This window comes from Dellaglioa sp. CoH-57-MRSF-22 (assembly GCF_056781895.1).
The window spans coordinates 1-406 of sequence record NZ_JBXAXT010000105.1 but is presented as its reverse complement, the minus strand read 5'-3'; the positions used below and the strand labels follow the sequence as shown (position 1 = coordinate 406).

Below are 406 nucleotides of genomic sequence, written 5' to 3'. Positions count from 1 at the left end.
GCCATTGCCCATACACGGACCTTCATCACAATCTGCTGATAGAAACGTTCCTCCGCAGAACTGAGATTTCGCATCGAAGACCCCAACACCCAACATACACCAGCATCTACAACCACAAGCGCAAACAACAATGAGCTTGAGTCAGTGAGTCGGTGAAGCCAGATAATCAGGAGCGCAAACAGCAGTCGCGTGCTCGAAAACGAAACGTGTTCACGCCACCATTTCCAAAAAGCTTTCATTGGCATCCTCTCGAAACGTCCGGCACATGCTGCTCTTGCCGGATGAATGGGGCGAAGCCCCTAATGGGTAGGTCCTACCCAATTTATTTACTACCGGTAAGTATCGTGATGGGGTTTAACCTCACGCTCGGCCATGATGGTGGCCAGCTTCGAGAACGGAATAGGTC

Annotated in this window: 1 protein-coding gene; it reads right to left on the bottom strand. The window is 51.0% G+C overall.

All coding sequences use genetic code 11. The features are described 5' to 3' along the window. On the bottom strand, positions 1 to 239 hold a 239-nt coding region (locus AC1RPR_RS08395), incomplete at its 3' end, for a hypothetical protein (protein ID WP_481763500.1). Positions 240 to 406 lie beyond the last annotated feature (167 nt).